The sequence below is a fragment of the Polymorphospora sp. NPDC051019 genome, from assembly GCF_040683055.1.
Classification (GTDB): domain Bacteria; phylum Actinomycetota; class Actinomycetes; order Mycobacteriales; family Micromonosporaceae; genus Polymorphospora; species Polymorphospora lycopeni.
In genome coordinates, this window is sequence record NZ_JBFBCH010000008.1 from 135,565 (window position 1) to 160,776 (window position 25,212).

A 25,212-nucleotide genomic window follows, 5' to 3' on the forward strand; every position below is an offset into this window, starting at 1 on the left:
CCATGTCCGACGACTCGCTCACCGTGCGGATCGACGACCGGCGGCACACCCTGCTGCCGGGGCAGGCGCTGACCTTCGGGCGGGACGCCTCCTGCACCGTCCGCCTCGACGCCACGGATCTGGGCATCAGCCGTACCGCCGGCCGGGTGCACCACGACGGCTCCGGTTGGCAGGTCACCAACCTCAGTCGGAAACGGACCCTGCACCTCGTCGACGCGTACGGCTTCGCGACCCCGCTGCCGGTCGCCGCCGCCGGCTGGCCGTCCAGCTCCCGCACCGTCGACCATCCACACACGACGGTCCTGGTGGCCGGGCAGGCGTGGACGTACGCGCTCGTGCTGACCCCGGCGGCGGCGCCGGAACAGCCGACCGTGCCGGCCCCCGTCGACCCGCACAGCACCCGCAACCAGGTGCCCGCGCTCACCCCGCGGCAGCGCGCGGTGCTGGTGGCGATGGCCCGTGGCTACCTGCGCCCCTACCCGCACTACGACCCGCGCCCGCGCACGTACAACGAGGTCGCCGACCGCCTCGGACTGACCCGTACCCAGGTGGTCCGCCGGGTCGAGCGGGTACGCGAGCAGCTGGTCGCCGCCGGCGTACTCGGCCTGGAAGGCGAGGGCGACGCGCGGCGCCCGCTGTGCGAATGGCTGCTCGCCATGCGCGTCATCAGTGCCGCCGACCTCGACCGGCCCGCCGAACCCGGGCCGGCGCACGACGGACCGGATGCCCCGTGAGGCCGCCGACCGAGCCGGACACCTGGCTGGGGATCCGCTGGCTGCTGGCCGTCGGTGCCGGCCTGGCGATCGGTACGGCCGCGCTCGCCTCGGCCAGCCGACACGCCGCCGCCGACCTGGGCGTGCCGCTGCCGTCGACACAGGCCGACCTGGCGATGTTCGCGGCCTGGCCGATCGCCTCGCTCGGGCTGGCCTGGCGCTGGCTGCCGGCCCGACGACGCGGGCCACGGGCCGTCGTCCCACTCGCCATGCTGCTGAGCACACTCGACCCGGTCCTGCTCGCCAACGTGCCGCACACCGGCGATCCCCTGCGGGGGCCGCTTGCCGCCGGGCTCGCCGCCTTCGCGGTCGGCGTGCTGGTCACGGCGCCGCTACGGCAGTCGATCCGGGCGGTACGGGGAGAACCCGTGGCGCCGCCAACGGCGGACCGGCGAGCCACCCCGCCACCGTTCCGGCAGCCACCGGCTGCACCGCCCGGTCCGGGTTCCCGGTCCCGCCCGCGTCCTGCCCCGGCCGGGAAGCCCGGCCCCGATCCGCCTCCCCGCCCGGCGCGATCCGGCGCCCCGGCGCCGGAGCCGGCGGAGATGCCGGCTGTGGCGCCCGATACACCCCCGGCGGCGCGGCCCGCGCCGGCGGCGCGGCCTGCACCGCCGCCGCGGGCGGCGGCTGGTCGACCGGAGGCCGGTGGACCGGACACCCGGGCCGTCACGATCGCCCGCCAGGTGGAGGCGGTGGTCGAGGACACCGCGCGAAAGGTCGCCCCGCTGCTGGAGCGCAGGCTCGTCGCGTACCACGGTCCGGACTGGTTGACGGTGGTCAACCGGCGGCGCCGGGAGGCCGGTCACAAGCCCGGCCGGCGGCTGCGCGACTTCCGGTTCTGCCTGGCCGTCCTGGGCCACGATCCGGCGACGCAGGGCTGGGCCAACCGGGACTGCCGGCGGGCCGCGCTGGACCTCAACCGGTTGGCGTTCGACGCCGTGCACCGTGGCACGCTCACCGTCCCCGACCTGGAGCGGGCCCGGAAGACCGCGGCCCGGCTGCTGGCCAATCTGCCCGCCGGGTGAACGCGGGTCGGGCACCGGGTGGCTGGCCCGGTGCCCGACCCTCGGGGGGAGTGGAAGGCGTTACGCGGCGCGGATCCAGCCGGGGTCGTTCGGCGCCGGGATCCGCATGCCGACCGCGCCGCGCTGGCCGTACACGGCGATGTCGCCGTGGCCGTGCGCGCCGAGGGTGGTCGCCAGCCGGTCCACGAAGGACATCGCCGCCGGGCCGCCGGCGTCGGCCGACTCGCAGGCCGAGACGAAGATCCGGCCCCGGTAGTCGGCGGGCAGCAGGTGTTCGAGGTTGACGTACAGGTCACCGGCGGTGAGGAAGAGGTCCTTCTTCTTGTCACCGATCACCGGCTGGGGCGGGGAGATCCAGCCGGTGCCGTCGTACGCGCCGTGGGAGGAGACGAACAGGTCCTCGTCGACGCCGAGCCGGGGGATGACCTGGCTGAAGACGCGGTACGTGGTCCCGTACACCCGGGGGTTCTGCCTGGACTGTTTCTCGGCCTCGCGGACGAGGAGGTCGTCGTCGGTGCACACGGTGATGATCATTGTTGGCTTCTCCGGTTCAGTCGGCGAGTACGGTGTTGGCGATGCTGTCCTTGGCGACCTTGCTGGTGGCGGCCGTGACCTGGTCCTTGACGGCCAGCCAGCCGTCCCAGGCGAGGCCGAGCTGGACGCCGAACGAGTCGACCTTGAAGGTGGACGAGTCGTGCTCGACGAACAGCGACTCGAAGCTGCTGGCCGAGAAGTCGAAGCTGTAGTAGACGAGCCAGATCTTGGCCATGCCGGTCGACTGGTCGATGGTCAGCGGCCCGACAGCGGCCTGCACCCGGTGCTCGTGCACCGAGGCGGACTGCCACCAGACATTGCGGAAGTTGGTCGCGCCGGGGTCGGCGGCGTCCTTGAGCGCGGCGAACATCGACTCGATGGAGCCGGCCGTGATGCCGAGATAGGCGCCGAGGATGTCGGCCATGATGCCGATGACGTTGATCGAGGTGCCGGACTTGCTCTGGTCCCACTTCAGGCTCTCGTAGCTGGTCGTCGTCCAGCCGCACTGGGCGAGGTGCTTCTGGAGGCCCGTCCAGTACGCCGGCTTGGACGGGTCGGTCAGCTTCTGCCCGGAGTTGGCGTCCTGCGCGAACAGCAGCGAGTTCTGCCACGCCTCCTGCTGGTCCCACAGGCTCGGCGGGCCGTCCCCGGCGGGACGGGTGCCGGCGACGGCGGCGAAGGCCTGCGGGGTGGCCGGCAGCACGCCCGCCGGGTTGAGGCCGGCGTCGCCGGTCGCGTACGACATCACGCCGGGCTGGTCGAGCGTCGGGTCGTGCTGCGAGCGGAAGCCCACCGAGGTCAGGGAGATGTTCTTCGGTCCGGCCGAATAGACCATGACCGCTCCTTTCGGTTGCCGCCCCGCCGGTCGGGGCGATGGGCACAGCAGACCGGGTGGGGCGTGTCGGCGGCGTCGCCCGGCCGCCGTGCCCCGGCCGTCGCCGGGTCACCGCCGCGTCACCGCGATGCCGCCCGTACGTCCCGAGCCGGCGTCCGTCGGGGGTGCGGGAGCGCGGCGGGTCCGACGCCGGGGGCGACCGTGCGCGTACGCCGTGTCACCGGTGCGTCACCGTGACCTCGGGCAGCGGCGCGTGGGGCTCGTGTCGACCTCGATCGTTTGTGGCTCAGGCGGTTGACACGCCGGGCCGGAAGCGCCTGAACCGCAGACGATCACGAAGCGGGGCGGGGCGTGTGCCACAGGCGGGGCGGGACGGGCCGGGCGCCGCGGGCGGGGTGGGGCGTGCGCCACGGGCGGGCCGCCGTGGAGGGCGGTGGGTCAGCCGCGGGCGGTGCCGGTGGGCAGGTGCCGGGCGATCAGGTTGGTGACGCCCAGGCCGGGCGCGACCCCCAGGGTGGCGAGGTGGCCGCGGTAGCGGTGGTACTGGCGTAGCGCCTCGGCGACGTTGCCCTGCCGGAGGTGGGTCTCGATCAGCAGTTGGTTGGCGCTCTCCCGCAGCGGGTCGGCCTGGGCGGCCTGGAGGATGTGCGGCAGCGCCGGCCCGGCCTGCCCGGCGGCCAGCAGCTGTGCGGCGGTCGACTCGAACGCCTGCACCTGTAGCAGCCGCAGGCGTTCGCGCGGCTGCTCGACCCACTCGTCGTCGAAGCCGGGCAGCAGGGTGCGGACGGTGGTGACCGGGGGCGGCGTGCCCAGTTCCGCGGGGTCGCGGCCGGGCCGCACCGCGGCCAGTGCCCACCGCTCGACGAGGCGTACGTCGAGTTCGACCGGGTCGGCCAGGGCGAGCAGGTGCCGGGTGCTGACCACCAGCCGGGGCTCGACCTTCTGCAGCCGCCACAGGGCGGTACGCAGGTCGGCGTTGGCCCGGCGCTGGGTGGCGTCCGGCCACAGCCGGCCGGCGAGTTCCTGCCGTTCGGTGACGTCGTGCAGGGCGAGCGCGGCCAGTAGCCGGGCGGCGCTCGCCGGCAGTACCAGCGGGGTGCCGTCACGTCGTACCCGGAACGCGCCGAGGAGTTGCAGGCGCAGCGGCGGCGAATCGGGCGCGGACGGCTGAGGCTCTTCGCCGGGTCGCATGGTCCTCCTGGCTGCCCGGTGCGGCGGGGGTGCCGCGCGGCGGAGCTTGCCTCCAAAGAGTCACCGCGTGGACACGGATTGTAAATAGATGTGCGACACAGTGCGCTGATCGAGTGATTCCGCTCGGCCACCCTTGCCTCGCCCACCGGGCTGGGTACGATCCGCCGCCCGCGAGCCGAGCCCTCCCGTCGTGCCGGATGCGGAATCAGGCCGTACTCTATGGCGTTGACTGCGGTTGATCTTTGGACAATTGGAGCGAAATGGAGCTGTTGGCCAGCCCGGAGATCTGGATCGCGTTCGCGACCCTGCTCCTGCTCGAAATCGTGCTCGGCATCGACAACATCGTGTTCATCTCGATCCTGTCCGGCCGGCTGCCGGAGCACCAGCGGGCCAGGGCCCGGACCATCGGTCTGGCGCTCGCCCTGATCACCCGACTGCTCCTGCTCGCCTCGCTGTCCTGGGTGATCGGGCTGACGGCACCACTGTTCACCGTCTTCGGGCAGGAGATCTCCGGCCGCGACCTGATCCTGTTGATCGGCGGTCTGTTCCTGGTCGCCAAGGCGACGTACGAGATCCACGAACACCTCGAGGGCGACGACCACGGCAAGAAGAGCAAGGCCGCCTCGTTCGCCTCCGTCATCGCCCAGATCCTCGTCCTCGACATCGTGTTCTCGCTCGACTCGGTCATCACCGCCGTCGGCATGGTCGACGAACTGGCCGTGATGGTCGCCGCGGTCGTCGTCGCGATGGTCATCATGCTGGTGTCGGCCAGCGCGGTCAGCAACTTCGTCAACAAGCACCCGACGGTCAAGATGCTGGCCCTGGCGTTCCTGGTGCTGATCGGCGCCAGCCTCGTCGCCGAAGGACTCGACCAGCACATCCCCAAGGGCTACGTCTACGGCCCCATCGCGTTCTCGATCTTCGTCGAGTTCCTCAACCTGCGGGTCCGGTCCCGGCAGAAGCGCGAACGCTCCGCGCCGGTGCACCTGCACCCGACGTACGTCAAGAACGGCGAAGCGCAGGGCGGGGCCGCACCCGCCACGGCCCGCCCGAGCGGACAGAAGACCCAACTCCCCAAGCAGCCCGGCAACGCCGGCCAGCAGGGCAGGGCCGGACAGCCGAACCGCAGCGGGCGGCCGGGCAACACCAACCGGCCCGGCAAGGGCGGGCGCGGCGGCCGGTCCGGCCGCGGCTGAGAACCGGCCGGCGACCGGATCAGCCGTCGCCGGCCACGCTGTCCAGGAAGGCCCGGCGCCCGTCCAGGTACGCACCGAAGTCACGTACCCGGATCAGCCGGACCGCGTCGGGCCCGACACCCGTCGCCTCCACGACGACCGGGTGGTCGCCGAGCACCGCCTCGGCGATCCACCCGCCGTCGTGCGGCCACCGGGCGAACTCCCGTGGCTCGCCGTCGACCACGATCGTGACGGCCCCGGGCACCTCCACCCGCAGCGCGGCGTCGACCCGGTCGAACACCTCCGCCGTCGGCCGCTCGCGCGCCAACGCCAGCGCCCGCCGCCGCTCCCGCGCCACGTGCACGGCGCCCACCCGGGCCGTGACCACCCGGACGTACGGACCCGGTCCTTTCGGCCGGCCGTGCGCGAGACCGATGGCCTGCAACACCCCGCTCTCCAGGCCGCACTCGTCGACGAGGCGAAGACCGGCCCAGCCGTCGAGCCCGTAGAGCGGCAGCGCCGGCAGGTGCCGGGCGATCTCGCGCTGCTGCTCGTCGAGCATGCGCCGAAACTGCTCGGGAGTGAGTTTTCCGCCGTACCGCATGCCGCTCCTCCGGTCCGCCGGGTCGCCACGGTGCCGTCGCGGGTCATTCTGCCGCTCCGGACGGTGCCGGGGCGGTCCGCACCGGCACTTCGGGCAGGGCGGACAACCGGGGGACTTCACGCACGCCGTCCGCTCGGTCAGACTGTCCCGGCCGAGCCACGGACCGCCGACCACGAGTACCGGCGGGCCCGGTGTCGGCGGACCGACCCGCACCAGCGACCGACCGTCGAAGGGGAAGAGCACATGTCGACCGCACCCGCCCAGCCCGTACCGGACCTGGCGACACTCGACGCGATCCAGCGCCGGGTGCTGTGGCTGGCCGTCCGGATGGTCGACGCGGCCAACCGTGAGCGGCCGAACACCGAGGGTGTCAAGGTTGGTGGGCACCAGGCCTCCAGCGCGTCGATGGTGTCGCTGATGACCGCCCTCTACTTCGCCCACCTCGACGCCGCCGACCGGGTCAGCGTCAAACCGCACGCCTCCCCGGTGCTGCACGCCATCAACTACCTGCTCGGCAACCTGGACCGCTCCTACCTGACCCGGCTGCGCTCGTACGGCGGGCTGCAGTCGTACCCGTCGCGGACCAAGGACCCGGACCGGGTCGACTTCTCCACCGGCTCGGTCGGGCTCGGCGCCGCCGCGCCGCTGTTCGGCGCGGTCACCCGCCGGTACGTCGACGCGCACTTCGGCCCCCGCCCGCCGGCCCGGTTCGTCGCCCTGCTCGGCGACGCCGAACTCGACGAGGGCAACATCTGGGAGGCGATCGCCGACCCGGCGACCCAGGGCCTCGGCAACGTCATGTGGGTCGTCGACTTCAACCGGCAGTCGCTGGACCGGGTGGTGCCCGGCGTACGGATCGGGCAGTGGTCGGCGCAGTTCCAGGCGGCCGGCTGGCACGTCGTCGAACTGCGCTTCGGCGGCCGGCTCGGCGAACTGTTCACCCGGCCCGGCGGCGACGCGCTGCGCCGCTGGATCGAGGGGATGCCGAACGAGCGCTACCAGTCGCTGTTCGCGCTGAACCCGGGGGAGGCCCGGAGCCGGTTCACCGAGGACGCGCCCGCGGCCGTCGTCGACCTGCTCGCCGACCTGTCCGACGAGGAGGTGTTCGCCGCCGTCACCGATCTCGGCGGGCACGACCTGGCCAGCCTGCTCGACGCGTTCGCCGAGTGCGACCGGGTCACCGACCGGCCGAGCGTGGTGTTCGCGTACACGGTCAAGGGGTGGGGGCTGCCGATCGCCGGCAACCCGCGCAACCACTCGCAACTGCTCGGCGGCGAGCAGATCGCCGCGCTGCGGGAGGCGACCGGGCTGGCCGACGACACCGAGTGGGACCGGTTCGACGCCGCGTCGGGCGAGGGCATCTGGTGCAACCGGCGGCAGGAGGCGCTGCGGCTCGAACCGGCGCCGCGGCGGCTGGCGGTGACCGTACCGGAGGCGACCGGGGCCGGCCGGGCCGGCCGCAAGCCGGTGTCGACGCAGGAGGTGTTCGGCCGCACCCTGGTCGACCTGTCCCGCGACGCCGACCTGGCGCCCTACCTGGTCAGCACCGCGCCCGACGTGGCGACGTCGACCAACCTCGCCGGGTTCATCAACCGGATGGGCGTCTTCCACCCGGTCGAGCAGCGCGCCTGGTCGGTCGACCCGGCGCTGAAGTGGACCGAGAGCCCGAAGGGGCAGCACATCGAGCTGGGCATCAGCGAGATGAACCTCTTCCTGCTGCTCGGCCAGCTCGGCCTGGCCTGGGACCTGTCGCACCAGCCGCTGATCCCGATCGGCACCGTCTACGACCCGTTCGTCCTACGTGGACTCGATGCCTTCGTCTACTCGGTCTACTCCGGGGCCCGGTTCATCGTCGCCGGCACCCCGTCCGGGGTGACCCTGGCCCCCGAGGGCGGCGCCCACCAGTCGACCATCACCCCCAGCGTCGGCCTCGAACTGCCCGGGGTGACGCTGGTCGAGCCGGCGTACGGCACCGCGCTCGACTGGCTGCTGTGCGACGCGGTCGGCCACATCGCCGCCGGCGGCGACACCCCGACCACCGCCGCCCCCGCCGAGGCCGCGTCGTACTACTTCCGGCTCTCGACGCGGCCGCTCGACCAGGCCCCGTTCGAGGCCGCCCGGCAGCGGCTCGGCGACGTCGTGCTGCGCCGGCAGGTGCTCGCCGGCGCCTACCGGCTGCTCGACCCGTACGACAGCGCCCCGCACCTGCGGTCGCGGCCCGGCGGCGAACCGGCGCCGTCGGTGGTGCTGGCCGCCTCCGGCGCGGTGCTGCCCGAGGTGCTGGCCGCGGCGGCCGAGCTGATGAACGAGGGCGTCGCCGCCCACGTCGTCGACGTGACCAGCGCCGACCGGCTCTACTCGGCGTGGCAGCGGACCCTGCGCCAGGGCATCCGTACGGCGACCACGCCGAGCACCGCCGGGGCGCTGCGGGCCGCCTTCGGCGGCACCCGCGGACCCGTCGTCACCGTCCATGATGGAGCATCCCACGCCATGGCCTGGCTCGGCGCCGCGCTCGGCGTGCACTGCGTGCCGCTCGGCGTCGACTCGTTCGGCCAGTCCGGCACCGTCGCCGACCTCTACCGGGCGCACGACCTCGACCCGGGCAGTATCGTCAACGCCGCGCTGGCCGCCCTCGAACTCAGCCACACCGCGGAATCGACCCACCACATGGCGGCCGAATGACCACAGTCTGAAGCCCGGCCAGGCGGCCACCGAACCCGGTGACCGCCTGGCCGGAGCGCCCCCGCCAGTCGCGCGGACCCGGACCCCCGGCCACGAAACCAGCCGCCGGCCGGTCCCGGGTCGCATCCGGCACCACCCCCGACACCCCGCATGCCAACACGGATGCCGGGTGGCCGATCCGGCCGGTACGCGACCGGCCGGCGGAGCCGGCAACGAAGTAATCCTCGGCCACCCCCGGCCGCAGGCCCGACAGGAGTTACATGACCAGTACGAAGACCGACGGCTCGCTGTTCCTGCGCGAGTTCCTCCGGGCGCCGACCCGGACCGCCGCGGTCGCCCCGAGCGGTACGGCACTCGCCGACCAGATGGCCCTGCCGATCCCCGAGCGGGGCGAGCCGGTGGTGGTCGAGCTGGGGCCCGGCACCGGCGCGTTCACCCGGGCGATCGAACAGCGGCTCGCCGGACGCGGGCGGCAGTTGGCCGTCGAGCTCAACCCGACCATGGCCGACCACCTCGCCGCCCGGTTCCCCGGGGTGGAGGTCGCCCGCGGCAGAGCCGGCGACCTGCCGCAGATCCTCGCCGGGTACGGCATCGACCGGGCCGACGTCATCGTCAGCGGCCTGCCCTGGTTCGCCTACGAGGCGGACAGCGACGGCCCGCCGCTGGTGCACACCCTCGCCTCGGTGCTGACCGCCCAGGGCGTCCTGACCCAGTTCGCGTACACCTGGACCCGCTGGGCGCCGCCCGCCCGCCGGCTGCTGCACGGGCTGCGGGCCGGCTTCGAGGAGGTGGTCAGCGGCCGTACCGTGTGGGCGAACCTGCCCCCGGCGACCGTGTACTTCGCCCGCCGGCCGCGCTCCCTGCCGTGAGCGGCTGACGGCGGGCGGAACCGGCCCGGCCGACGGCCGGGCCGGACCGCCGTCGACCGGTCTTCGGCCGGCCGGGTGTTCGACGGCCGGTCTGTTCCTCGGCGGGGCCGGCCGGTGGTCGGCCCGGCCGGTGGTCGGGCCGGTCAGCCGAACGGGCGACCGCCGGCCGGGCGGGACGACAACGCGGTGAGTGGATCGACCGCCGGCTCGACGTGCAGGTCGACGTAGGTGCGGGCGAGGTGGTCCAGGTGTTGCCGCATGGCGACGGCGGCGCCCTCCTCGTCACCGGAGCGGATGTGTCGCAGGATCTGCGCGTGGTCGTGGGCGGTCTCGCGCCAGAACTGGGCCGGGGCCGCCGGGCGCAGGAACCGCGTGCGCAGCACCTGGAAGATCGGCTCGACGGTGAGCGGCAGCAGTTGGTTCCTCGCCGCCTTGAGTACCAGCGAGTGGAACGCGCGGTGCGGCTCGAAGTCGCCGCCGCGCTCGGCGAGGGCGCTCTCCTCCGCGACGCAGGCGGTCAGCTCGTCCAGTTCGTCTTCGCTACGCAGCCGGGCGGCCAGCCGGGCCGCCGGCACCTCGAACATCTCGCGTGCCTCGAGCAGTTCGCGTACGGAGATCACCTGGGCGCCGCTGAGCAGGCCGAGCCGGGTGGTGAGGTATTCGCGCAGCTTGGCGGGGTCGGCCGCCATCACGAAGGTGCCGCCGTTGATCCCGCGGCTGGTGCTCACCAGATCCTGGGACGACAGGAGGCGCAGGGCCTCGCGGATCGTGCTCCGGCTGACCCCGAAGATCGTCGACAGTTCCGGCTCGATGGGCAGCCGGTCACCCGGCCGCAGTGAACCGGTGACGATCGCCTCGCGCAGTTGGTCAGCCACTTGAACATAAGCCGGACGAATTCGCGAGACAGGCAGTTTCGCTGCTGATGGACCGGATCGTTGCGGCCCGGTTGGCATTGTTGAAGATGAGGACCGAGGTCGGCGGGTGGCCATGGCGCTATTGTAAGACGTAAAGGTTGAAGAATGGTTGCCCGACTGCGCAAAAAGTACGTCCGCTGATATTACGCCGACCCCCGTCCGGTCGTGACGCCGGTACGTTCCGAGGCCGGCCGGCGCGGCCCGCGGGCCGTACGGCGCAAGGCATCGAGGCCCGCCGGCCATCCGCGCCGGAGGTGCCGGGAACCGTGACCACCGGTCGACGGCGCGGGCGGAAGCGTGCCCCGGAATAGTCGCTGATCATGGAGGCGATAAAGCGCCGATCGGGTGTGGTGCCGGGGCGATGAAGTCGACCATCGGCATGCCGTTTCCGGGCTGGAAGCGGAGCTGTCGGAAGGCCGCCACCGGTGGAGGGTGTTCGTGTTCCGGAATGCGGGAACCGTGTCTTCTGCCCGCCGATGACCAGCAATTTACCTGCTCCTTTCAAGGTCGTTCCGGCCTTCTCGGACGAACCATGATGTGAGATGGCTGTCCCGAGAAATGGGAGCGGGGGGATAGTGTCGACGCCTCGACGAGGAGAGGCGGGCGACATGACGATCTACACCCACGGCCACCACGAGTCGGTGCTGCGCGTGCACCGGTGGCGAACCGCCGACAACTCCGCCGCCTACCTGCTGCCCCACCTCGTCCCCGGCATGTCCGTCCTCGACGTCGGATGTGGGCCCGGCACCATCACCGCCGACCTCGCCGCCCGGGTCGCCCCGGGCCGGGTCACCGCCGTCGAGATCACCGCCGCCGCGCTCGGCCTGGCCCGCGACGAGGCGGCCGCCCGCGGCCAGCGGAACATCGACTTCGCCGTCGCCGACGTACACGAGCTGCACTTTCCCGACGGCAGCTTCGACGTCGTACACGCCCACCAGGTCCTGCAACACGTCGCCGACCCGGTCCGGGCGCTCGCCGAGATGCGCCGGGTGACCAGACCCGGCGGCGTGGTCGCCGCCCGCGACGCCGACTACGCCGCGTTCGCCTGGTTTCCGCAGGTGCCGGAACTCGACGAATGGCTCGACCTCTACCGGCGGGCGGCCCGCGCCAACGGCGCCGAGCCGGACGCCGGCCGGCGGCTGCTGTCCTGGGCCAGGGTGGCCGGGTTCACCGACGTGACCGCCACCGCCGGCGTCTGGTGCTTCGCCGAACCCGACGACCGCCGGTGGTGGGGCGGAAACTGGGCCGAGCGGGTCACCCGGTCGGACCTGGCCCGCCAACTCCGGGCGCTCGGCGCCACCGACGACGACCTGCGGCGCATCGCGGCCGGCTGGCGGGAGTGGGTCGAGGCCGCCGACGGCTGGTTCGCCGTCCCGCACGGCGAGATCGTCTGCCGGGTGCCGGCCTGACGCGCCGACTCCATCCCGGACGGCGACAGCCGCTCCGGTGCCGGTACGACCCCGGACGCGGGAGCGGCCCGACGTCGACCCGGCCCACCCGGGTGCCTCAGCGCCGGCGCACGATGCCGTGCACGAAGCGGCCGTTGCTGAACTCCGACACGTTGACCAACTCCCAGCCGGCCTGCTGCAACACCTCGACCGCCATGAGCACTTCCGTGACCGGGGACGTCCCGCCCGAGAAACCGTGGCGGGCGACCACCGACACGTGCCGGAACGGATATGCGCGCAGGTCGACCTGGTTGCGCAGGATCGCCTCGGCGCTGACCGTGCGGGTCTTGGCGATCTTGTCAGGCGTGGACGGAAGGGCCATCCCCGCACCGTAGGCGGCGGGTTCAAGCTGTCACACCTTCGGAAACCGGCGCCGCGGCGGGCGGGGCGGGCGGCCGGACGTCGTGCGGGCTCTTGAGCGTCCGCATCCGGCGGGTGAGCATCGGCAGGCCGGACAGGGCCAACCCGACCGCGCCCACGGCCACGCCCGCGCGGCTGCCGGCAGCCTGGCCGACGAACCCGCCGGCCGCGCTGCCCAGCGGCAGGATGCCGTAGATCAGCAGCCGGTAGCCGGCGTTGGTGCGGGCCAGCGAGCCGCGCGGCACCACGATCTGGCGCAGGGTGACCGACAGGACGTTGGCGATGCCGAGCCCGATCCCGCTGACCAGTTGCACGGCGGCCAACCCGGCGGCGAGCACCGTGCCGGTGCCCGGCAGCACCGCGATCACCAGCGGGAACCCGCAGGACAGGAGCATGCCCACGATGAATCCGCGCCCGTAGCCGATCCGGCCGGTCAGCCGCAGCGCCAGCATCGTGCCGATGAACGCGCCGACTCCCGCGGCGGACAGGGCCAGCCCGAACATGCCGGCGTTGAGGCCCCGGTCGGTGACGGCGAAGACGACGAGGTTGACCGTCAGGATCTGGAACGCCCCGTTGTAGACGGTCGCGTACGCGGCCAGCGCCCGCAGGAACGGGTTGACCGCGACGGCCCGCAGCCCCTCCAGCAGCCCGGGCCGGCCCGCCACCGGCGGTGGCGGGGGTTCGGGACGGCGCGCCCCGGCCACACCGAAGGCGCTCAGCACGTAGCTGACCGCGTCCAGCGCCACCGCCATCGCCGGACCGACGAGCTGGGCCAGCCCGCCGGCCAGTCCCGGCCCGGCCACCTGCGCCGCCGTCGTCGACCCCTGCGTCGCCTGGTTCGCCGCCGGCAGGTCGTCCTCCTCGACCAGCGTCGGGACGTATGCGAAGCTCGCCAGCTCGAAGACCACGCTGGCGGCCCCGACGACGAACGCCACCACGACCAGCAACGGAATCGAGAGCAGGTCGACCACATAGGCCACCGGTACGGCGGCCAGCGCGACCGCCCGCACGATGTCGGTCACCACCATGACCTGCCGGCGCCGGCGCCGCTCCAGCCAGTGGCCGACGAACAGCGACAGCAGCAGGTTGGGCAGGAACGTGGCGGTGGCGATGGCGGCGACCCCGGCCGCGCCCGCGTCGAGGGTCAGCGTCGCCAGCAGCGGCAGCGCCACCGCCGTGACGTGCGTGCCGGCGACCGACGCGGTGTGGCCGAACCAGAACCGCCGGAAGTCCTGGTTGCGGCGCAGAAGGCCGGTCTTCGTTACCACTTGGGGGTTCCCTTCCAGTAACGGTTACCGCATGATGATGCCACAGCGGTAACGTGTAGTCATGACGCAGCCAGGCGACCGCGCACCGGCACCCGGCGCGCTCACGCTCGTGCAGGATTTCGCCAACACCGCCGACCTCGCCGGCGGGCGCGACGGCCTGGGCGGCCCCGACGACCTCACCGCCCTCTGCGCCGCCCACGGGCTCACCGACGTGTGGTTCGACGAGACCGACATCGCCGAGGCCCGCCGGCTCCGCGAGGCGCTACGCGACGTGTGCGAGGCGCACACCGGCGTCGAGATCCCGGCGGCCAGCCTCGCCGTCCTCGACGCGATGCTGGACGGGGCGCCGCTCGTGCTCTCGGTCGACGCAGGTGGGCAGGCCCGTGCCCTGCCGCGCCCCGGGCTCACCGGCCTGTCCGCCCTCACCGCCGCACTCGCGGCCCGGATCCTCGCCGCCGCCGCCGACCGCACCTGGCCCCGCCTGAAGGCCTGCGGCGCCCACGACTGCCGATGGGTCTACTACGACCACAGCCCGGCCGGCCGCAGCCGCTGGTGCACGATGAGCATCTGCGGCAGCCGCGCCAAGATGCGCGCCTACCGGGGGCGGAGCCGGCCGGTCAACGCCAGCGTCGTACCCGCCCGCAGGTGACGACGGCGGAGCTTCGGTGCTCCGCGTAAACGGTTGTGCGCGGTGAGTGTCGATCTCTAATGTTTGGACGTGCTCTCAAGATCTCGATACCGCCCTCACCCCGCGCGGTTCGCCGGCCGGCTGCCGCGCCTGGTCACCGCCTCCGTCGTCGCCGTCGCCCTGGTGGCGGTCGGCCCGGCTCCCGCGTCCTCGGCCCCGATCTCCGCGACGACCGCCGGCCCGCCGCCGCCGACGGTGTCGGGGGACCCGTACGTCCCGATGTCGGCCGGCACCTGGAACGGCGGGGTCGGCCAGCCGGGCACCTTCACGTTCGGCGCCAACGGCTCGCCCGACGTGGTGCGCTACGTCTACCAGCTCAACGGCGGCAACGCGGTGTGGGCGACCGCCGGCGAGCCGCGGGCCGAGCAGTTGCCCGCCGACCAGCGCCAGGTCTCGACCGACGTGACCGGCTACGGGGCGGTGAACGCGACCCGGACCCGGGTCACCACGCTCGGCCACGACTCCGACGACTCGCTGGCGGTCACCCCGATCGCGGCGGGCGGCGGTGCCAGCGGCGCGATCGGCGACACGTTCGCCACCGTCGACGGCGACCGCGGCGGGCTGCGGTCCGGCATGCAGCCCGGGAAGCGGTACGAGATCTCGGCGTGGATCTACGTGCCGGCGGCGACCGGCCTGGCGCCCACCGGGACGATCGGCCGGGAGCGGGGCCTGCGCCTCGTCGCCTTCTACAAGGCTGGCCCGACGTACACCGCGGTGCATTCGTGGCGGGCGTCGAGGACCGACACCTGGCAACGGCTCTCGGTCATCATGGACGTTCCGCCCACCGCCACCGACGCCTTCTTCCGGCTCTACAACGGGTTCGACGTCGGCTCCGGCAAGACCGTGTACTGGGACGACCTGTCCGTCCGGGAGTACGTCGGGACCACGAGCGAGGTGTCGATCACCCCGATCCGGGACGGCCCCAACGTCCTGTCCGTGCAGTCCTACAACTCGGCGTGGGTGGGCTCCGATACGACGGTCTACCGCTTCCTGGTCAACCCGAGCATCGGTGCGTGGAGCTGGAACATGGACGCCGGGGCGGGGACCGTCGCAGAGTCCGATCCCGCCGGCCACCCGCTGACCTTCACCGGCCCCGGCGTCTCGTGGGCCGCTCCGGGACGGGTCGGAGCCAGCGCGGTCACCCTGGCCGGCACCGACGACCTCTCCACGTCGGCGCCGGTGCTCGACACCGCCGCCCCGGCCGGGTTCACCGTTGCCGCCTGGGCCCGGCTAACCGACCTCGGACAGTCGCGGACGGCGGTCTCCCAGGACGGCGAGCAGGCGTCGATGTTCCGGCTCGGCTACCGCGACGACGTAGATGTCGACGGGGACGGCCAGCCCGACCCGGCCTGGTGCTTCACCCTCGCCATGGCCGACTCTTCGACGGCGGAGCGGGCGGCGGCCTGCACGACCGACTTCGTCAACGCCGGTGAGTGGGTCAGCCTGGTCGGCGTCTACGAGCCGTACCACGGGCTGATCAAGCTCTTCGTAAACGGGCCACCGGACTTCGGCGGCACCCTGGCGCAGGCGCACTACACCGGCGGATGGTCGGCCACCGGCGGCTTCGCCGTCGGCCGCGCCTGGTCCGGCAGCGAGCGGTGGGTCGGTGACCTCGACCAGGTGCAGGCCGCGCAACTGGCTTGGAATGAGATCGATGTCCTCCTTCACGCCGCTTACTGACCCATAGGTAGTCCACAGGAGGACGACGCCGAGTTGCGCAGCGCCGCGCGGGTGGCGGTCACCGCCGGGTGACCGTCACTCCCGGCGCGTACGGCGGTGAAGATCCGGCGGTGCTGGCGGGCGTCGGGGATCGGCAGCCGTACGACGTCCGGGGTGAACTCGGCCGGCACCAGCGCCGGGAGGAACGCCGCCGCCTGACCGGCGCGCACCAGGGCGGCCTGCACGAGCAGGTCGGTGCTGGTGTGCGCCACGTCGGGCTCGAACCCGGCGGCCCGGCACAGCGCCGTCGACCAGCTCCGGGCGACCGTACCAACTGACTCCATCACCCACGGGTGCCGCGCCAGGTCGGCGAGCCGGGTGATCCGGGTGCCGGCCGGCAGGACGAGCAGCATCTCGTCGCGGCACAGGTCCTCCTGCTGCAACTCCGGCGGCCGGGGCGCCGGCCGGTCCGGGTAGTCCTCGGCGACCACGAGGTCGAGGTCGCGGGCCAGCAGGGCCGGCAGCGCGATCTCGGGTTCCATGCCGGTGACCTCGATCCGCAGCGCCGGATGCCGGTCGCGCAGCCGGGTCAGCGCGCGGGGGACCAGGGTGAGTGCCGCACTCTGAAAGGCGGCGACCCGCAGCGTCCCGGTGACCTCGGTCAGGCTGGCGGCGACGTCGGCCTCGGCACGTTCGAGGCGGGCCAGGATCGCGTCGGCGTGACCGACGAGCACCTGGGCGGGGGCGGTGAGACGGACACCCCGGCCGACGCGTTCGAGCAGCGGGGTGCCGACCTCGCGTTCGAGGACCGAGAGTTGTTGCGACACGGCCGACGGGCTGTAGGAGAGGGCCTCGGCGACGGCGGCGATCGTGCCGCGCATCGCGAGTTCGCGCAGCAGCCGCAGCCGGTGTACGTCCAGCATCAGTAAACCGTAAGCGGAACTGACGGGTTTCGTTCGGAAACATCCGCTGGACTGACGTACGGCTCGGCGCGGAGGCTGGAACCATGCTGACCGCTGCTGCCACCGACTCGTATCTGCGACCCGGGGCGCGGGCCTGGCGGTGCCGTCCGGCGCCGGCCGACGTACCCCGGTTCCACCGGGCCCTCGACGGCTACCGGCCGACGCCGCTGGTCGAACTGCCGGCCCTGGCCGCCGAGGTCGGCGTCGGTCGGCTCTTCGTCAAGGACGAGTCCGACCGGTTCGGGCTGCCCGCGTTCAAGATCCTCGGCGCCTCGTGGGCGATCCGGCAGGCGTTGGCGGACCGCGCGGACGGCCGGCCGGTCACGCTCGTCGCCGCCACCGAGGGTAACCACGGACGGGCGGTCGCCCGGGTGGCCCGGATGCTCCGCCGGCCGGCCCACATCTTCGTACCGCGGACCATCGGCGCCGCGTCGGCGACGGCCATCCGGTCCGAGGGTGCCACCGTGACGACGGTCCCCGACGGCTACGACGAGACCGTACGCCGGGCGGCGGCGTACGCGGCCGGCGATCCGTCCCGGCTGCTGATCCAGGACACCGCGTGGCCCGGCTACGAGCAGGTCCCGGCCTGGATCGTCGAAGGCTACTCGACCCTGTTCCACGAGGTCGACGAGCAGTTGGCGGCGGCCGGCGCGGCACCCGCGGCGCTCGTCGGCGTACCCGTCGGGGTCGGCTCGCTGGCCCAGGCCGCCGTCGTGCACCACCGCGACGGGCGGGGCCGGCCGGCGGCCCTGCTCGGCGTCGAACCGGCCGTCGCCGGCTGCGTCACCGCCAGCCTGCGGGCCGGCACGCTGACCGAGGTGCCCACGGGGACGACCGTGCTCGCCGGGCTCAACTGCGGTGTGCCGTCCAGCCTCGCGTGGCCGTACCTTCGGGACGGGCTGGACGCCGCGACCACCGTGAGTGACGACGATGCCGTGCGGGCGCGGGCCGACCTGGCCGCGCTCGGCGTGCCGGCCGGGCCGAGCGGCGCGGCGCCGCTCGCCGGGCTGCGCGCGATGCGGCACCACACCGGCCTCGGCCTCAACCGGGCGTCCACGGTCGTCCTGCTCAGCACCGACGGCGCCGCCGGGCGGCCGGCGTGACCGCCGACGTTGTCGCTCGGTGGCCGGCGTGACCGCCGACGTTGTCGCTCGGCGGCCGGCGTGACCGCCGACGTTGTCGCTCGGCGGCCGGCGTGACCGCCGACGTCGTCAAACTGCTGCGCGAACTCGTCGCGATCGACTCGGCGAACCCCTCGCTGGTGCCAGGGGCCGCCGGGGAGCGGACCATCGCCGGGTACGTCGAACGGTGGGCCCGCGACAACGGCCTGTCCGCGCGGATCGTCGCCCCGGACCCGGCGCGGCCCAGCGTGATCGTGCGCGGCGGCGGTGGGGGAGGCGGGCGCGGGCTGCTGCTCTGCGGACACCTCGACACCGTCGGGCACGGCACGATGACCGACCCGCTGACGCCCCGGGTCGACGGCGACCGGCTCTACGCGCGGGGCGCGTACGACATGAAGGCCGGGCTGGCCGCGGCACTGATCGCCGCCCGGCAGGCGGCCCGGGACGGGCTGGCGGGTGAGGTCGTCGTCGCGGCCGTCGCCGACGAGGAACACGCCAGCCGGGGCGTGCAGGACGTGCTCGCCGTTGGCGGGCTGGACGTCGACGCGGCGATCGTCACCGAACCGACCGAGATGGCGGTCGCGGTCGGCCACCGCGGCTTCGTCTGGAGCGAGATCGAGGTGACCGGGCGGGCCGCGCACGGCTCCCGCCCGCACCTCGGCGTCGACGCGATCCTCAAGGCCGGGCCGGTGCTCGTCGCCCTCGCCGAACTCGACACCCGCCTGCGGCGGACCGTCCACCCGCTGCTCGGCAGCGGCAACCTGCACGGCTCGCTGATCGAGGGCGGGCGGGAGGAGTCGACGATCCCGGACCGCTGCCTGATCACCGTCGAGCGCCGTACGCTGCCCGGCGAAACCGTCGCCGCCGTCGAACGCGACCTTGCCGAACTGCTCGACCGGTGCCGGGCCGTCGACCCGGACCTGGTCGTCACCAGCCGTACGACACTGGCCCGCGACCCGTTCGAGACCGACCCGTCGGCCCCGATCGTCACCGCACTGGGGGCGGCCGTCGCGCGGGTGACCGGGCGGACGCCCGAGGTGACCGGGATGAGCTACTGGGCCGACTCCGGGTTCCTGGCCGCCGCCGGCATCCCGACCGTCCTGTTCGGACCGGGCGGGGACGGCGCGCACGCCGAGGTCGAGTGGGTCAGCCTCGCCGACACGTCCGCCTGCGCCGACAGCCTGATCGCCGTCACCCGGTCGTTCTGCGGCGAAGTCGTGTGACGGGGCCGCTGACGCCAGACACGACTTCGGCACCGCCGACAGCCGCTCGACAACCGGTCAGTGCTTCTACGGTGCGTCAACCGGCCGCCACCCCCGCGCTCTTCGGGAGATGGCGGTGCGTGGTGATCGTTAGCTGTTCCGCCGTTGTTGCACGGCGTGTCGAGCTGCTGGGCAGCTGATGATCACAGGTGCCCTCGGGCCGCGGGCGGCCCGCTCCATGGTGGCGAGCGCGTGCTCGTTTGCCGAGATGATCGTCTGCTGCTCAGGTGTCGGCGGGTCGACTGTCTGAACAGCAGACGATCATGCCGGGGTGATCGTCAGGACGGGTCGTAGGAGAGGTTGGGGCGTAGCCAGCGTTCCATCTCGGCGACGCCGACGCCCTTGCGGGCGGCGTAGTCCTCGACCTGGTCCCGGTCGATCCGCCCGATCGCGAAGTACCGCGACTCCGGGTGCGCGAACAGCAGGCCGCTGACACTGGCGGCCGGCGTCATCGCGTAGGACTCGGTCAGGCCCATGCCGATGCTCGTCGCGTCGAGGATCTTGAAGAGCTTGTCCTTCTCGGTGTGGTCGGGGCAGGCCGGGTAGCCGAACGCGGGCCGGATGCCCCGGAACCGCTCGGCGTGCAGGTCCGCGAGCGACGGGTTCGCGTCCGGCTCGTACCAGCCGCGCCGGGCGGCGAGGTGCACGTATTCGGCGGCGGCCTCGGCGAGCCGGTCGGCGATCGCCTTGACCATGATCGCCCGGTAGTCGTCGTGCTCGGCCTCGTAGCCGGCGGCCAGCTCGTCGGCGCCGTGCACCGAGACGGCGAAGGCGCCGACGTGGTCACCGCCGTCCGCGGGCGCGACGAAGTCGGCGAGGCTGCGGTTGGGACGGCCGCCCTCCCACAGCGCCTGCTGGCGCAGCTGCGGGAACCGGGTGCCGTCGGCGAGCACGATGTCGTCGCCCTCGGCGTGTGCCGGCCAGAAGCCGTAGACGCCACGGACCTGCAGCAGGTCGCCGGCCATGATCTCGTCGAGCATGGCGATCGCGTCGTCGTAGAGTTCGCGGGCGGCCGGCTCGTCGAGGATCGCCGGGAACTTGCCCTTCAGCTCCCAGGCGGTGAAGAAGAACTGCCAGTCGATCAGCGCGCGCACCTCGGCCAGCGCCGGCTCGACCGTACGGGTGCCGGTGAACGGCGGGGTCGGCAGGTCGGCGAAGTCGAGGCGTACCCGGTTGGCGCGGGCCTCGGCCAGCGGCAGCAGCGGCCGCTTCTCCTTGGCCGCGTGCTGCTCGCGCAGCCGCTCCTGCTCCTCGCGGTTGGCCGTGTCGAGCTTGTCGGACCGGACCGGGTCGAGCAGGTCGGAGACGACACCGACGACCCGGGACGCGTCGAGCACGTGCACCGTCGAACCGGTGTACGCCGGGGCGATCCGTACGGCGGTGTGCTGCTTCGACGTGGTCGCCCCGCCGATCAGCAGCGGCAACCGGATGCCCCGCCGGTCCATCTCCTTGGCGACGCTGACCATCTCGTCGAGCGACGGGGTGATCAGCCCGGACAGGCCGATCGCGTCGGCGCGCTCGGCCACCGCGGTGTCGAGGATCTTCGCGGCGGGCACCATCACACCGAGGTCGATCACCTCGTAGTTGTTGCAGCCGAGCACCACACCGACGATGTTCTTGCCGATGTCGTGCACGTCGCCCTTGACGGTGGCCATCACGACCCTGCCCTGGGCCCGCCCGCCGCCGACCCGGTTCTCCCGGATCGCGGCCTGCTTCTCCTCCTCCATGAACGGCTCCAGGTAGGCCACCGAGCGCTTCATCACCCGCGCGCTCTTGACCACCTGGGGGAGGAACATCTTGCCGGCCCCGAACAGGTCGCCGACGACCTTCATGCCGTCCATCAGCGGGCCCTCGATGACGTCGAGCGGCCGGGCCGCCTCCAGCCGGGCCTGCTCGGTGTCCTCCTCGATGAAGTCGACGATGCCGTGCACCAGCGCGTGGGCCAGCCGCTTCTCGACCGGCGCCTCGCGCCAGGAGAGGTCGACGGCCCGCTTCGTGCCGGCACCCTTGACGGTCTCGGCGAACGAGACGAGCCGGTCGGTGGCGTCCGGCCGCCGGTCGAAGATCACGTCTTCGACGAGTTCGAGCAGGTCGGCCGGGATGTCCTCGTAGACGACGAGCTGGCCGGCGTTGACGATGCCCATGTCCAGCCCGGCCCGGATCGCGTGCAGCAGGAACGCGGAGTGCATCGCCTCGCGTACGACGTCGTTGCCCCGGAACGAGAACGACAGGTTGGAGATGCCGCCGCTGGTCCGCGCCCCCGGGCAGCGTTCCTTGATCAGCGGCAGCGCCTCGATGAACGCCTTGGCGTAGCCGTTGTGCTCCTCGATGCCGGTGGCGACCGCGAGCACGTTGGGGTCGAAGATGATGTCCTCGGGCGCGAAGCCCGCCTTCTGCGTCAGCAGGTCGTACGCCCGGGCACAGATCGCCACCTTGCGCTCGACCGTGTCGGCCTGGCCCTGCTCGTCGAAGGCCATCACGACCGCGCCGGCGCCGTAGTCACGGATCCGCCGGGCCTGCTCGAGGAACTGCTCCTCGCCCTCCTTGAGGCTGATCGAGTTGACCACGGCCTTGCCCTGCACGCACTTGAGGCCGGCCTCCAGCACGCTCCACCGCGAGCTGTCGATCATGACCGGGATCCGGGCCACCTCGGGCTCGGTCGCGATCAGGTTGAGGAACGTCGTCATGGCCAGCTCGCCGTCGAGCAGGTCGGCGTCCATGTTCACGTCGAGCAGGTTCGCGCCGCCGCGTACCTGCTCCAGCGCGACGTCGACCGCGGCCTGGTGGTCGTCGGCCTCGATCAGCCGGCGGAACCGGGCCGAGCCGGTGACGTTGGTCCGCTCGCCGATCATCACGAACCCGGTGTCGGCGGTGATCTCGAACGGTTCGAGCCCGCTGAACCGCGACGCGGGCGGCCGGGCGACCGCCGGGCGGGGCGCCAGCGTGGCGACCTTCTCGGCGATCCGCGCGATGTGCGCCGGCGTGGTGCCGCAGCAGCCGCCGACCACGTTGACGAAACCGGCCTCGGCGAACTCGCCCAGCAGCCGGGCCGTGTCGTGCGGCTGCTCGTCGTAGCCGCCGAACGCGTTCGGCAGCCCCGCGTTGGGGTAGCAGGCGGTGTAGGTGCCGGCGATGTTCGCCATCGCCTCCATGTGCGGGCGCATCTCGCTCGCGCCGAGCGAGCAGTTGAGCCCGACGAAGAGCGGCTCGGCGTGCGCGACCGCCGCCCAGAACGCCTCGACGGTCTGCCCGGACAGGGTGCGCCCGCTCAGGTCGACGATGGTGACCGAGATCCACAGCGGCAGGTCCGGGGCCACCTCGCGGGCCGCCGTGATCGCCGCCTTGCAGTTGAGCGTGTCGAAGATCGTCTCGATCAGCAGTACGTCGACGCCGCCCTCGGCCAGCGCCGCGATCTGCTCCGCGTACGCCGCCTTCACCTGGTCGTACGTCACCGCGCGGAACGCCGGGTCGTCGACCTTGGGCGACAGCGACAGGGTGACGTTGAGCGGCCCGACCGAGCCGGCGACGAACTTCCCGCCGGCCTCGTCGGCGGCCTGCCGGGCCAGCCGCGCACCGGCGAGGTTCATCTCGCGTACGGCCGCTTCCATGCCGTAGTCGGCCTGGCCGATGCTGGTCGCGGTGAACGTGTTGGTGGTGGTGATGTCGGCACCGGCCGCCAGGTATTGGCGGTGGATGTCGAGGATCACGTCCGGCCGGGTGATGTTCAGCAGGTCGGGATCGCCGGTCAGGTCGTGGCCGTGATCGGCGAATCGGTCACCGCGGTAGTCCGCCGGGGTCAGGGCGGCGCCCTGCAGCATCGTCCCCCATGCCCCGTCGAGAACGAGAATTCGCTGCTCAAGAAGGCTTCTGAGGGTTTCCGCGCGTCCCGCCACCATGCTCCCGTCCATAGGCTGAATTGCGCCGGCCGTGGGCGAACTGCTCCCGCGTGCCGAAAGGCCAAAGAAACATGATCCCCCACGAACTTCCAACCAAGGCTACCTTTCCCACTGGTCGGCCAGGGGCACCCGTCCCACCGCCGGCCCGCACCGCCCGCCCCCGAAGAACGGAGTTCCCCATGCCGGTCACCGTCACCTCCCGCATCGCCGGAAAACCCGCCGGCCAGGGTGAACCGGCCGGCCCCGGCGGGCGGTACCGGTCGGTGGACCCGGCCGACACCGGTCAGGTCGTGGCGGACGTGATCCTCGGCACCGCCGACACCTACCTCGCCGCCTGCCGGGCCGCCCGGGACGCCCAGGCCGCCTGGGCCGACGTTCCGGCCCCCGTGCGCGGTCGGGCCGTGGGGCACATCGGCCGGCTCGTCGAGGCCAACGCCGAGGCACTCGCCGCCCTGCTCACCCGCGAGATCGGCAAGCCGTACGCCGAGGCGCTGGGCGAGGTCCGCGAGATCGTCGACACCTGCGACTTCTTCCTCGGCGAGGGCCGGCGCCTCTACGGGCAGACCGTCCCGTCCGAGATGCCCGACAAGCAGCTCTTCACCTTCCGTAACCCGGTCGGTGTGGTCAATGTCATCACCGCCGGAAACTTCCCGGCCGCCGTCCCGGCCTGGTACGTCGTGCCGGCCCTGCTCGCCGGCAACACCGTGGTGTGGAAGCCGGCCGAATACGCCGCCGCCACCTCGCTCGCCCTCTACGAGCTGTTCGTGCGGGCCGGGCTGCCGGACGGCGTACTCAACATCGTCTTCGCCGACGGCGAGACGACCTTCGACGGGCTGTCCCGAGCCCTCGACGAACGACTCGTCGACAAGGTCGGCTTCACCGGCTCCAGCGCGGTCGGCGCCCGGATCGGCGAGTTGTGCGGCCGGCACCTCCAGACGCCGTGCCTCGAACTGGGCGGCAAGAACCCGATGGTGGTCACCCCGTCCGCCGACCTCGACCTCGCCGTACGCGGCGCGCTCTTCTCCGGCTTCGGCACCGCCGGCCAGCGCTGCACCTCGCTGGGCACGGTTATCGTGCACGAGTCGCGGCACGCCGAGTTCCTGGCCCGCTTCACCGAGGCGGTCGCGGCGGCACCGGTCGGCGACCCGACCGCGCCCGTGGTGTTCGGCCCGCTGATCAACGAGCGGTTCGCCCGCCGCTTCGAGGACTACCTCGGCTGGATCCGGCCGCACCACACCGTCTCCGGCTCGCCGCACACCGGTCGGATCACCGCCGACCGGCCCCGGCCCAGTTTCGTCGGCGACCCGGCGGCCGGCCTCTTCTACCACCCGACGATCGTCGACGGCGTACGTCCCGACGACGACCTGTTCCGCCACGAGACGTTCGGCCCGGTCGTCGGCGTGACGACCTACCGGGACCTGGACGAGGCGATCCGGCTGGGCAACCTGCCCGGCTACGGCCTGTCGGCGGCGATCTACACCGCCGACGCGGGGGAGGCGTTCGCGTTCCGCCGCGGGATCGGTGCCGGCATGGTCAGTGTCAACAACACCACCTCCGGCGCCGAGGCGCACCTGCCGTTCGGCGGCAACGGCCTCTCCGGAAACGGCAGCCGCCAGTCCGGCATCTGGGTCCTCGACCAGTTCACCCGCTGGCAGTCGGTCAACTGGGACCACTCCGGCACGTTGCAGAAGGCCCAGATGGACGTGGCCGACCTGACCCCGGACCTGACCTACCGCCTCCCCTGACCCACCCCGCCCCCGCCCTCAAGCCCCACGTCCCTGCCCCGACCCGCCCTCCAAGATCCGCGTGATCAGGGACTAAATCGGGCGGGTCGGCGGCGTGTCGGGGGAGTACGTCCCTGATCACGCGGATCACCGGGGCCGCACTCCGCCCGGCTTCGGCGCCTACCGGCGCTCGCCCGCCGGCTGGTGCCTGTGCGCTGGCCG

20 protein-coding genes are annotated in these 25,212 nt (G+C 72.9%); 11 read left to right on the top strand and 9 right to left on the bottom strand.

Translation table 11 applies throughout. The annotated features are described in order from the left end of the window. The first annotated feature begins 2 nt into the window (after nucleotides 1–2). Both AB0M79_RS16930 and AB0M79_RS16935 read left to right on the top strand, forming a co-directional pair. Entirely contained in the window at nucleotides 3–734 is a 732-nt protein-coding gene (locus AB0M79_RS16930) for a hypothetical protein (protein WP_364213947.1), read from the top strand. Then, nucleotides 731–1,798: a hypothetical protein gene (locus AB0M79_RS16935; protein WP_364213950.1), complete on the top strand. Its 1,068-nt coding sequence runs from the start codon at nucleotides 731–733 to the stop codon at nucleotides 1,796–1,798. Before AB0M79_RS16930 ends, AB0M79_RS16935 begins: the two co-directional genes overlap by 4 nt. Nucleotides 1,799–1,858: 60 nt before the next feature. Here the strand turns inward: AB0M79_RS16935 and AB0M79_RS16940 are convergent, their stop codons facing one another. The 3 genes from AB0M79_RS16940 to AB0M79_RS16950 form a co-directional block, all read right to left on the bottom strand. Beyond that, entirely contained in the window at nucleotides 1,859–2,332 is a 474-nt protein-coding gene (locus tag AB0M79_RS16940) for a hypothetical protein (protein ID WP_364213953.1), read from the bottom strand. A gap of 16 nt (nucleotides 2,333–2,348) precedes the next feature. Continuing rightward, nucleotides 2,349–3,167, bottom strand: coding sequence for a hypothetical protein (locus AB0M79_RS16945; protein ID WP_364213956.1), 819 nt, complete (start codon nucleotides 3,165–3,167; stop codon nucleotides 2,349–2,351). 438 nt (nucleotides 3,168–3,605) lie between these two features. Continuing rightward, on the bottom strand, nucleotides 3,606–4,358 hold the full coding sequence (locus AB0M79_RS16950) for a BTAD domain-containing putative transcriptional regulator (protein WP_364213960.1): 753 nt from the start codon (nucleotides 4,356–4,358) through the stop codon (nucleotides 3,606–3,608). A 260-nt stretch (nucleotides 4,359–4,618) separates the two neighbouring features. On the opposite strand from AB0M79_RS16950, the gene AB0M79_RS16955 reads away from it, so the two are divergent. Then, nucleotides 4,619–5,554: a TerC family protein gene (locus AB0M79_RS16955; protein ID WP_364213963.1), complete on the top strand. Its 936-nt coding sequence runs from the start codon at nucleotides 4,619–4,621 to the stop codon at nucleotides 5,552–5,554. 19 nt (nucleotides 5,555–5,573) lie between these two features. Here AB0M79_RS16955 and AB0M79_RS16960 read toward each other — a convergent pair whose 3' ends face one another. Next, nucleotides 5,574–6,137, bottom strand: a complete 564-nt coding sequence (locus AB0M79_RS16960; protein WP_364213966.1) for a hypothetical protein — start codon at nucleotides 6,135–6,137, stop codon at nucleotides 5,574–5,576. Between the two features lie 243 nt (nucleotides 6,138–6,380). On the opposite strand from AB0M79_RS16960, the gene AB0M79_RS16965 reads away from it, so the two are divergent. Both AB0M79_RS16965 and AB0M79_RS16970 read left to right on the top strand, forming a co-directional pair. Then, nucleotides 6,381–8,819: a pyruvate dehydrogenase gene (locus AB0M79_RS16965; protein WP_364213969.1), complete on the top strand. Its 2,439-nt coding sequence runs from the start codon at nucleotides 6,381–6,383 to the stop codon at nucleotides 8,817–8,819. A gap of 260 nt (nucleotides 8,820–9,079) precedes the next feature. Continuing rightward, nucleotides 9,080–9,688, top strand: coding sequence for an SAM-dependent methyltransferase (locus tag AB0M79_RS16970; RefSeq protein ID WP_364213972.1), 609 nt, complete (start codon nucleotides 9,080–9,082; stop codon nucleotides 9,686–9,688). 143 nt (nucleotides 9,689–9,831) lie between these two features. Here the strand turns inward: AB0M79_RS16970 and AB0M79_RS16975 are convergent, their stop codons facing one another. Beyond that, nucleotides 9,832–10,563, bottom strand: coding sequence for a FadR/GntR family transcriptional regulator (locus AB0M79_RS16975; RefSeq protein ID WP_364213975.1), 732 nt, complete (start codon nucleotides 10,561–10,563; stop codon nucleotides 9,832–9,834). A 653-nt stretch (nucleotides 10,564–11,216) separates the two neighbouring features. Here AB0M79_RS16975 and AB0M79_RS16980 point away from each other — a divergent pair. Further along, nucleotides 11,217–12,011 (top strand): methyltransferase domain-containing protein, encoded by a 795-nt coding sequence (locus AB0M79_RS16980; RefSeq protein ID WP_364214269.1) that lies wholly within the window; start codon nucleotides 11,217–11,219, stop codon nucleotides 12,009–12,011. A 97-nt stretch (nucleotides 12,012–12,108) separates the two neighbouring features. On the opposite strand, the gene AB0M79_RS16985 is transcribed toward AB0M79_RS16980, so the two are convergent. Together AB0M79_RS16985 and AB0M79_RS16990 are read right to left on the bottom strand one after the other, a co-directional pair. Next, nucleotides 12,109–12,372 carry a transcriptional regulator gene (locus AB0M79_RS16985; protein WP_364213978.1) on the bottom strand — a complete coding sequence of 88 codons (264 nt, stop codon included), beginning with the start codon at nucleotides 12,370–12,372 and terminating at the stop codon, nucleotides 12,109–12,111. 22 nt (nucleotides 12,373–12,394) lie between these two features. Continuing rightward, nucleotides 12,395–13,678: an MFS transporter gene (locus AB0M79_RS16990; RefSeq protein WP_364213981.1), complete on the bottom strand. Its 1,284-nt coding sequence runs from the start codon at nucleotides 13,676–13,678 to the stop codon at nucleotides 12,395–12,397. A 61-nt stretch (nucleotides 13,679–13,739) separates the two neighbouring features. Between AB0M79_RS16990 and AB0M79_RS16995 the strand changes: the two genes are divergently transcribed. Both AB0M79_RS16995 and AB0M79_RS17000 read left to right on the top strand, forming a co-directional pair. Next, nucleotides 13,740–14,327: a CGNR zinc finger domain-containing protein gene (locus AB0M79_RS16995; protein WP_364213984.1), complete on the top strand. Its 588-nt coding sequence runs from the start codon at nucleotides 13,740–13,742 to the stop codon at nucleotides 14,325–14,327. Between the two features lie 69 nt (nucleotides 14,328–14,396). Then, nucleotides 14,397–16,046: a LamG-like jellyroll fold domain-containing protein gene (locus AB0M79_RS17000; protein WP_364213987.1), complete on the top strand. Its 1,650-nt coding sequence runs from the start codon at nucleotides 14,397–14,399 to the stop codon at nucleotides 16,044–16,046. Here the strand turns inward: AB0M79_RS17000 and AB0M79_RS17005 are convergent. Continuing rightward, the gene (locus tag AB0M79_RS17005; RefSeq protein WP_364213990.1) at nucleotides 16,040–16,948 is read right to left on the bottom strand and encodes a LysR substrate-binding domain-containing protein; all 909 of its coding nucleotides are present in this window, start codon (nucleotides 16,946–16,948) and stop codon (nucleotides 16,040–16,042) included. The two genes, AB0M79_RS17000 and AB0M79_RS17005, sit on opposite strands and share 7 nt — an antisense overlap. An 83-nt stretch (nucleotides 16,949–17,031) precedes the next feature. Between AB0M79_RS17005 and AB0M79_RS17010 the strand changes: the two genes are divergently transcribed. Further along, nucleotides 17,032–18,090: a pyridoxal-phosphate dependent enzyme gene (locus AB0M79_RS17010; RefSeq protein ID WP_364213993.1), complete on the top strand. Its 1,059-nt coding sequence runs from the start codon at nucleotides 17,032–17,034 to the stop codon at nucleotides 18,088–18,090. A 92-nt stretch (nucleotides 18,091–18,182) separates the two neighbouring features. After that, nucleotides 18,183–19,331 (top strand): M20/M25/M40 family metallo-hydrolase, encoded by a 1,149-nt coding sequence (locus AB0M79_RS17015; protein WP_364213996.1) that lies wholly within the window; start codon nucleotides 18,183–18,185, stop codon nucleotides 19,329–19,331. Between the two features lie 317 nt (nucleotides 19,332–19,648). Here AB0M79_RS17015 and metH read toward each other — a convergent pair whose 3' ends face one another. Further along, nucleotides 19,649–23,266 carry a methionine synthase gene (gene metH / locus AB0M79_RS17020; protein WP_364213999.1) on the bottom strand — a complete coding sequence of 1,206 codons (3,618 nt, stop codon included), beginning with the start codon at nucleotides 23,264–23,266 and terminating at the stop codon, nucleotides 19,649–19,651. Between the two features lie 179 nt (nucleotides 23,267–23,445). On the opposite strand from metH, the gene AB0M79_RS17025 reads away from it, so the two are divergent. Continuing rightward, nucleotides 23,446–25,011, top strand: a complete 1,566-nt coding sequence (locus AB0M79_RS17025) for an aldehyde dehydrogenase family protein (RefSeq protein WP_364214002.1) — start codon at nucleotides 23,446–23,448, stop codon at nucleotides 25,009–25,011. Nucleotides 25,012–25,212: the final 201 nt, after the last annotated feature.